Raw genomic sequence first — 8331 nt, 5'->3', positions numbered from 1 at the left:
TTCAAGCAGTCCAATCCGCACTGAACCATCGTCCCAGACGTATTCTGAACTATCTTCGCCCATGCGATTACTACCGATGCATGGCGTAACAGACTAGACCACTATCAAGAATTCGTTATCATCGTTGCACTTGACTTGAAAATTGAGGCGCCATTTTTGGTATACTCGCTGGAGATATAACGCCGAGAAAGGGGTGGTCACATGAGCTATGAAGCAATCTTCTTCGAAAAAAGCGATCTGCAAAAATTCGAAATGTTTCGCACGTTGACGGTTCATCATAGCGATGGTTTATCCATCAGCGATCTGGCCACCAAGTTGCACCTGTCCTACCAGCAAAGCTACAACATTTTTCAAGAACTGCTGCGCGATTTGGTCGACTTAACCGATGACACCCGCGCCGTGTGCAAAAAGGCCTTAAATGGCACCACTCCGCTGAAAATCAGCCTCGATGACTACCGCACTTACCTTTTGCAAGATGCCATCGCCTTTCAGTTCATCGATTATCTGGTGCAGGGCAATCGGCCGTCGCTGGACCGCTTCTGTGCTGAACGCTACATCAGTCGCTCGACCTTGATGCGTAAAACCATACCGGTCCGCAATTTTCTAGCCGAATTTCACCTGAAACTGTCTTTGACCAAAACCGCCTTCGTGGGCGACGAAAAGCAGGTGCGGCTGTTTTTACAGCAGTTCTACTGGCTGAGTTACCACGGCACCGAATGGCCGTTTCAGGCGATTGCTTATCGCCAGTTGCGCGCCCAGTACAGCGAGCTACCGTCTGCGGATCCTGATCCGATTGTGGCCGCCCAAGAGCGCGTGTTCTGGGCCATTTGCCGCACACGCCTGTTGCACGGGCACTACATCAAGCTGGATGCCAGCTTTGCCCGCATCTTTACGCATTATCCGTTCCCGACCATCAATTTTTATCAAGAAAAGGCCTTCCCAGGGCTAACAAAACATATTTTGACGGAAGAAAATGCCTTTTTTTACTTCTTTCAACAAAAGACAATTCGCTTCACGCCACCGACCGCCGACCTCCAGCCAGCCGTCGCCTTTATCAAACAAGCGGAGAGTCCCATTTGGCCACTGGTCAAAAACTTGCTGACCATGCTCCAAACGAACCTGCGCGATCCCGAAGATCCGATCTTAAAAAACGACGAGATTCTCCAAATGAACCTCCTCCGCATGACTACGGCGTTTGCGCTGATGGGCGGCAACTACGTCAAGCAGCCAGACCTATTCCCGCCTGACGCCATCACTTACCAACAAACCCAGCTGCAAACTGAGCTCGCCCAATTTATCGCTGACCTCCCTGATGAGCCTGCTTACCAACCCTATAAGCAATCCGCAGAGGCGTTCATGCGCGTCTTGTTCTACTTGTTGGTCCCTTATTTGCGCCGCTTTAAGTGGGACAACACCGTCAAGGTCAAGTTGGTGATGGAAACCACCGATATTGTCTACCGCAACATCATCAATTTCCTGCAAAACCTCAATGTCGTTGAGCTTTTGCCTGATAATGCCCCGCTGACCAAGGCGGATTTGTTGGTCACCTCCTTGGACGATTTCATCGATCGCGAAAAGCTCACCGCTGATGCCGGCAAAATGGCCATTTTCAACTGGTACCTGGACGCCACGACCAGCGACTACCGCGCCTTGTTTGAACAAATCGCGGCGCTGTATCGCGCCAAGCTGGCCCGCCAAACCACCATTGCATAGGCGTTCGCCACTGAAAACGCCCCCGTTCCGCTTGCGCGGTGACAGGGGCGTTTTGATTCAGCCATTCAGCACACTGTCGCCAACTACAGCCGGCGGGCAGTTCGTGCGCGTGGAAGCCTGCGCATAAAGCGCGCGCAGCTTTGTTTTATCATTGCCAATCTCGTACATCACGATGGTCATCAACTCAAAGCGCGTAAACAAGCGGAGATGCCGCGGCTGGGTATCCAGCCAATTGGAAAAAGCCATTTCAAAATCGGTCAAGGTCCAATTCAACCGGCTCAACAACGTCTTCAAGGTCGTTTTCTCAAACTCCGTGATTTTGGCCCAAGTCGTATCATAGTCGAGCACTGTGCCATCTGGCTGCGGGTCAAGGTCTTGATCAATCAAGGCCATCAAAGTGTGCGCTGCCGCATCATTGTGATGCGTATCATATTCAAGCCGCAACTGATGCCGCAAGAGGATGGCCATGTAAGCAGGATCGTCGCTATATTGCACCTTGGCCTCTTGCAGCAAGCGCTCGAGCACGCCATAGTCCACTTTTGGGTGTGACCACCAATGGTCACGGACATGGGCGAAATCAATCACATCTGCAAGGTAGTACTCATGGACCCAGAGCCAGTTGTCAATATCAGCCAAAGCGGCTTGGCCCTTGGGCGTCAGCTCAAACGCCTGCCCGGCCTTGGCCGGCACCGGCTCAATCAAACTGCGATTTAGCAGCTGCGAAATCAGCCGCAGCGGCTCTAGCCGATAACGATCATGCCACACCGGATCGTTCACCGTCTCCGGCGAGCCAGACATGGTCAGCATATACATGAATACCTTAACGCCTGGTGATAACATGGACTTTCCCCCATTTCCCCACATAGGAGTATTTTAGGCGGATTTGAAAACGCTGTCAAATATTTATCAAAGGCAGCGGAACAAGGCCGGTCTTAGCCTGACGAGTAGCCTAGCCAGATGGTTTGCCACCGCTCTTTGGTGGCGGGCCAGCTGGCGTAGCTAATCGCTCAGGCGTTGGCCTTGCGCAGCGCAACTAGGCAGCGGAGCAAGGCGTGCGCAATGCTGCCGGGCCGGCCAGGCTCCGCAGCAAAGGGCTGGAACGTGGTGGCCAGCGCTTTGAGCCGCTTTGCGTCTCAAAGTCGCGGCTTGTTCTAAGCCAGTAAAAACCACTGGCTAAGAACAATTTCACCACTGAGCCCTTTTCTGCTCCACCTGGCCGGCCCTACTGTTGGGGTTGACTCAAATATTTACCGTCCACACAGCAGCTCCAGTCGCCAATGAAGTAGTGAACCGATTTCTCCTGGAATCAAAAAAGGAAGCCTTAGCCTCCTTCCTGTGTTGCTACTTAAGCTTTAATTCGATTTTAGCCAGGCCCTGGTCGGCGTCGAGGACGTCGAAGGTGAAGCCGAACTTAGGAAAAATGTGTTGGAGCTTGGCAAAATTCTCCTTATCAAAGGAGCTGATATTACCATCCAAGATGCCTGCTTCGGACTTACGGGCCAAATTAACGAAGGCCTTCAAGGCAAGCTGGGCAAGGCCCATGTTCTGGAAGTCGTAAAACGCTAAGCGGCTTTCTGAGCCGAGCGTTTCCAGCACGGTGATGTGCATCCGCTGCGACCAACGATTAACGTCAACCAGCAGTTGGGATTGGAAGTCAGCTTTTGAGTGGCCGTATTTGTCCACATTTTCAAACGGCGTGTACACACTGATGGTGAAACGGGTTTGTGAGCTGTTTGCTTTGTAATCGGTGTAGACGATGTATTGCGTCGCCTTTGTTGTGCCCTCTGGCCGGGCTTGATCCATACTAGATAAAATCGTTAAGGCAGGATCTTTTTCGATCGCTGCCAAGCGCTTGGCATAGATCTCATCATAATCAGTTTGGACACTCATTGTGAAACCTCCATTAAAATTGTCGGTTTCATTATACCATTAAGTGCGCAACTCCACGAGAAATCTTTTGCGATTTGAAATGAAAACTCTAATTTACACCATGAAAAAGTATTATTAGAGCCAATTTTCACTCAATCAACGTCTTCAAGCGCCAAAATGTGATTGACTAATTCGAAGTAAGCTTCCGACTGCGGGCCATCGGTGTGCAGGCCAGCTGGCAGCGGCACGGTAAAGCGATACTCGAACCCCAGCCGCGCGAGCAAGGCAATCGAGCGTTGATTATCGGGAAAAGTAGCCGCCCACAGCGCGGTCATCCGCTGGGTGAACAGCTCACGAATCACCAGCCGCAATGCTTCCCGCATCAACCCCTGCCCCCAATAGGGTTGGGCCAAAGCATAGCCGATTTCTCGGGTGCGGGCTTCTGGGGCGGCGGCATCGGCCGTGCGCGGATAAATCCCCACTTCCCCGACGACGGCGCCGTTGACCACCAACGCTAACTCGGTGGTTTGATTTTTCAGCACATGGGCCTTGGCCTCTTCTAAATTGGCAATCGGCCGCATCCCCGCGGGGCCCGCTACCAGCGGGTCTTGGGCCAAGGCCAAATACGCCGGGGCATCGGCTGCCGTGAACGGTCGAACTGAAACGCGGTCACCTGTTAAGTGCATTATTGTGTTCCTTTCCGCGGTGAACCCCCGACCGCCATGCAATCCCTGCAAGCAAACCTTGACTTTTTTTCTGGTTCCGGTATGCTATTAAGGTTCAATCATTATGAAAGAGGTGCTGTAAGATGCGTGATCACATTCTTCTTGCTTGCGCCGAAACCGGCGAACGGATCTACTTGACTTCCAAGAACAAGCGCAACACACCTGACCGACTCACTTTGAAGAAGTATTCTCCAAAACTGCGTCGTCGGGTTGACTTCGTTGAAGTCCGCAAGTAATTCGTCGTCGCTTACGGCCGTAGCGACAACCGCCGTCCTGACTTCAGGACGGTTATTTTTTTGCCCTTTTTTAGGCAAAAGCTGGCCAGTCCGCCGGCATGGTTAGTTGCTGATCATACTGCTCACCGGTGAACGGGTCAGTGAACTGCAACCGGCTGGCTTGGAGCAACTGATGCGCATACCGCTCATCCGCCTGGCCATACAGCGGGTCACCCACGACGGGATGGCCAATCGCGGCAAAATGCGCCCGAATCTGATGGGTGCGGCCGGTTTCTAGCTGGATAGTGACCAAGCTCAAACCACTTTGACTAGCCACCACTTGATAATCGGTGATGGCCGGCTGGCCGTCAGGTTGCACTTCCCGATGAATGCCATCAGCCGCTTTCCCCAGCGGCAGCGTAATCTGACCACTGGCTGGCGCTGGCGTCCCCACCACCACGGCGCGATATTCTTTTTGCAAGCCAGCATCTTGCTGCTGATCAAGCTTACCTTGGGCAAAAATGTGCTTCGCAATCAGCACCAGCCCAGTCGTATCGCGATCAAGGCGAGTCATGATAGCCGGCTGCGGGCCGTCAATGCCTGCCGCCGCCAAATAGCCCGCCGCCCGGTTTAGCAGCGAATCTTCACGGTTGCTGGGGCCAGGGACACTGGCGAGGCCTGCCGGTTTTTCGACAATCAGCCAGTTCGGCAACTCCAGCACCACCTGCAGCGAGCCGTCACTAGGGGTCACCAAATCACTCGGTGGCAGTTCAAAGCGAATTTTGTCGCCGTGAATCACCTCTTGGTTGGTGGTGACCACACCGTTGCGCCAAACCAGGCGCTCGTTAAAGAGCCGTGTCAGCAGGCGATGCGACACCCCGGCCCGGGCCAGAACGCGCTTGACCGTGGTCGCCCGTTCAGCTGAATATTGGAAAGAAAAGTTCATGTTTGCCTCCTGATTAGGTGGTGCTGGTTTCAATCAAAGCGAAACAACGCTCAAAATAGCGGTGTTCGCCGCCTGATTTAGTTGCGCTCCGCGAGGCCAACGCCTGACCGATTAGCTACGCTGCAAGCCTCGAAGCCTAAGACCGGCTTCAATGCTCGCAGCTAGGCTAATCGTCAGGCTAAAGCCGGCCTCACTCCGCAGCCTGATTTAGTTGCGCTCCGCGAGGCCAACGCCTGACCGATTAGCTACGCTGCAAGCCTCGAAGCCTAAGACCGGCTTCAATGCTCGCAGCTAGGTTAATCGTCAGGCTAAAGGCGGCCTCACTCCGCAGCCTGATTTAAATTATACCCGAATTCACGTGGTTGCGGTATGCTGGTGAAAACCGGAGGCGTCTTGATATGGTAGAAAACCCGAATCAGCTTCAGCACTTACATACCGCAAACGGCTCGGTGCTCTTTGATTATCATGGCTGGCATGCGCGCCTGATGGCAGTGAATGATCACTTACTGCGGCTGACCGTGACGGCTGGCGCTTGGCCGCAGCACCCGAGCATCCCCCAGGCGCCAGCAGTCGCCAAACATGCCGACGAAACCGTCGCCACTGGTGGCAGTGGCCAGCAGTATCAAACCCCGATTGTCACCGCCAGCGGCCAGCTACCGCTGAATTTGCATGACCACCAGTTCTCGCTTGGCGCTTACACCGTGAGCTTACAGGCTGGTCAGATGGTGATTAAGCGAGGCGACACGGTGCTTTTGACCCAAACCCTGCCGCAGCTCGCCGGCCAGGCTTGGACCACTCGGATCAAAACCGCGCTGAATGCGCACTATTTCGGCGGCGGCGTCCAAAACGGGCAAGTTGAGCAAACGGGCCGCCTGATTGCCATCAAAAACGAAAATCGATGGACTCGGGGCAGTGTTTCCAGCCCGGTGCCCTTCTATTGGACAACCAGTGGTTATGGCTTTTTGGCCAACTCCTTTACGCCAGGTGAATATGATTTCGGCGACCCGCTGCACGGTGCTTACCTCACGCATGAAGACAGCTTGTATGATGCCTACCTGATTTTAGGCCAAACCCCGGTCAGCCTCATTGACGGCTACTATGAACTCACCGGCCAGCCGGTGCGCCTGCCGGCCTTCGCCTTTTACCCCGCCCACTTCAATGCCTACAATCGCAATTATTGGGTGGCGGTGACGGCTGATTCGGCCGGGGCGCGGCAGTTTGCGGATGGCCATTGGTACAAGGCCTATTCACCGCTGAACAAGGCCACGTTCAACCTCGGCTTTCGGCCCGGCACCATCACCGTCAACAACCAGCCCCTGGTGCCGAATGTCTATGGCAATGGTCAAGTCACCTTCACTGATCCTGATAAAAATGGCATGCCGAAAACCGCGATTCACGAATCGCTCAATGGCGAACACGACGGCCAATTTTCTGGCCGCGCGGTGATTGACCGCTATGCCGAGGCAGGTTTTCCCTTGGGCTGGATGATTCCCAATGATGGCTACGGCTCAGGCTATGGGCAAACCGATTCCTTTGCCGGTGACTTAGCCAATCTGAAAGCCTTCATTCAATACGCCAACGCCCACGGCATTCAAGTGGGGTTATGGACTCAGGCCCAGTTGAGCCCGCAAACCGCCACTCCGCAGAAAAACGATCGCGACTTGCAACAGGAAGTTGAAGCTGGTAGTCGCGCCGTCAAAACCGATGTCGCCTGGATTGGTGAAGGCTATACCTTCGGCGTTAATGCCACCGCGAAAATTCAGGCCGCCTTCGCGGCTCACCAACTGCGACCGTTGACGGTGACCCTAGATGGCTGGGCCGGCACGCAACGCGCGGCGCTGGTGTGGACCGGCGATCAAACCGGTGGCACTTGGCGCAACCTAGAAACCCATGTCGCCAGTTATTTGGCCGCCGGATTAGCCGGCCAGCCGCACATCGCCAGCGACGTGGATGGTATTTATGGTGGCGGCGACCCTATCATTCAAACCCGCGACCTCCAGTGGAAAGCCTTCACGCCTAGCTTTTTTGCCATGGATGGTTGGGGCACGCAGCCGAAGCTGATGGGCATGGAAATGGCGACTGCGGCCATCAACCGCGCCTTTTTGCAGTACCACACCATGCTGGTACCTTATCTGTACAGCCTAGCGACCCAAACTGCGCCCATTATGCGCCCGACCTTCTGGGCTGACCCTGACGCCTTGGCCGCTGGCGAATTGGCGGATCAATTCATGGTCGGGGCTAGTTTGCTGGTGGCACCAATCGTGCGCCCTGACCGCCTGCAACCAGATGGTCAGGCCACCCGCGCCAGTGTTTACCTGCCGCACGGCGACTGGTTCGATTTTTGGACCGGCGCCAAAATTGCCGGCGATCAGACCTTAAGCGATGTCCCCGCGCCGCTGGCTCAACTGCCTGTTTACGTCAAAGCTGGAAGCATCATCCCCTTGGCTTTGCCGCATCAAAATCCAGCGGCGCGGTCGGCGGCGCGGTTAATTGACTACTGGCCAGGGCCAGCCAGGGCCTTTACGCTAGTGGAGGATGATGGGACCACCCTCGCCTATCAAACAGGTGCGCAAGCCACCACCTTAATCACCGCTGAGCGTAGCAGAGGTACCGTCAGCCTGACCATTCACGCCACCGAAGGCCAATTTGCTGGCCAAGCGGAAACCGTACCCGTTCAGCTCTTTGTGGCGGGTCCAGCGCCTACCCAAGTCACAGCTCGAAGCGGCGAGGTGCCGATCGCAGTGCACATGCAACCGGGCCGGCGCGTAGTCGATCCCCTCAACCGCAGCGAAACCGGCGTCACCATCAGTGTACCGGCACGTTCGATTCGCGAACCTCTGACCTTCACCCTGACTTGGTAAGC

Annotated in this window: 7 protein-coding genes; 3 read left to right on the top strand and 4 right to left on the bottom strand. The window is 54.9% G+C overall.

Features of this window, described 5'->3' with window-relative positions:
* Positions 1-201: 201 nt before the first annotated feature.
* On the top strand, positions 202-1713 hold the full coding sequence (locus tag EKM90_RS09315) for a helix-turn-helix domain-containing protein (RefSeq protein ID WP_125581981.1): 1512 nt from the start codon (positions 202-204) through the stop codon (positions 1711-1713).
* A 57-nt stretch (positions 1714-1770) separates the two neighbouring features.
* On the opposite strand, the gene EKM90_RS09310 is transcribed toward EKM90_RS09315, so the two are convergent.
* From EKM90_RS09310 to EKM90_RS09300, 3 genes are all read right to left on the bottom strand, one after another.
* Entirely contained in the window at positions 1771-2553 is a 783-nt protein-coding gene (locus EKM90_RS09310; protein WP_125581979.1) for a hypothetical protein, read from the bottom strand.
* A 501-nt stretch (positions 2554-3054) separates the two neighbouring features.
* The gene (locus EKM90_RS09305; RefSeq protein ID WP_125581977.1) at positions 3055-3603 is read right to left on the bottom strand and encodes a hypothetical protein; all 549 of its coding nucleotides are present in this window, start codon (positions 3601-3603) and stop codon (positions 3055-3057) included.
* Between the two features lie 131 nt (positions 3604-3734).
* Positions 3735-4268: a GNAT family N-acetyltransferase gene (locus tag EKM90_RS09300; RefSeq protein ID WP_125581975.1), complete on the bottom strand. Its 534-nt coding sequence runs from the start codon at positions 4266-4268 to the stop codon at positions 3735-3737.
* Positions 4269-4390: 122 nt separating this feature from the next.
* Here EKM90_RS09300 and rpmG point away from each other — a divergent pair, with 122 nt between their 5' ends.
* Positions 4391-4543, top strand: coding sequence for a 50S ribosomal protein L33 (gene rpmG, locus EKM90_RS09295; protein ID WP_125581973.1), 153 nt, complete (start codon positions 4391-4393; stop codon positions 4541-4543).
* A 70-nt stretch (positions 4544-4613) separates the two neighbouring features.
* On the opposite strand, the gene EKM90_RS09290 is transcribed toward rpmG, so the two are convergent.
* Positions 4614-5468, bottom strand: coding sequence for an RluA family pseudouridine synthase (locus EKM90_RS09290; RefSeq protein WP_125581971.1), 855 nt, complete (start codon positions 5466-5468; stop codon positions 4614-4616).
* A 398-nt stretch (positions 5469-5866) separates the two neighbouring features.
* Here EKM90_RS09290 and EKM90_RS09285 point away from each other — a divergent pair, with 398 nt between their 5' ends.
* Complete coding sequence (locus EKM90_RS09285) at positions 5867-8329, top strand: TIM-barrel domain-containing protein (protein ID WP_125581969.1); 2463 nt, start codon at positions 5867-5869, stop codon at positions 8327-8329.
* Positions 8330-8331: the final 2 nt, after the last annotated feature.

It is taken from the genome of Lacticaseibacillus suibinensis, from assembly GCF_003946175.1.
Taxonomy (GTDB): Bacteria; Bacillota; Bacilli; order Lactobacillales; family Lactobacillaceae; genus Lacticaseibacillus; species Lacticaseibacillus suibinensis.
The sequence above is the reverse complement of the archived record's forward strand: the minus strand, read 5'-3'. Positions and strand labels throughout refer to the sequence as shown.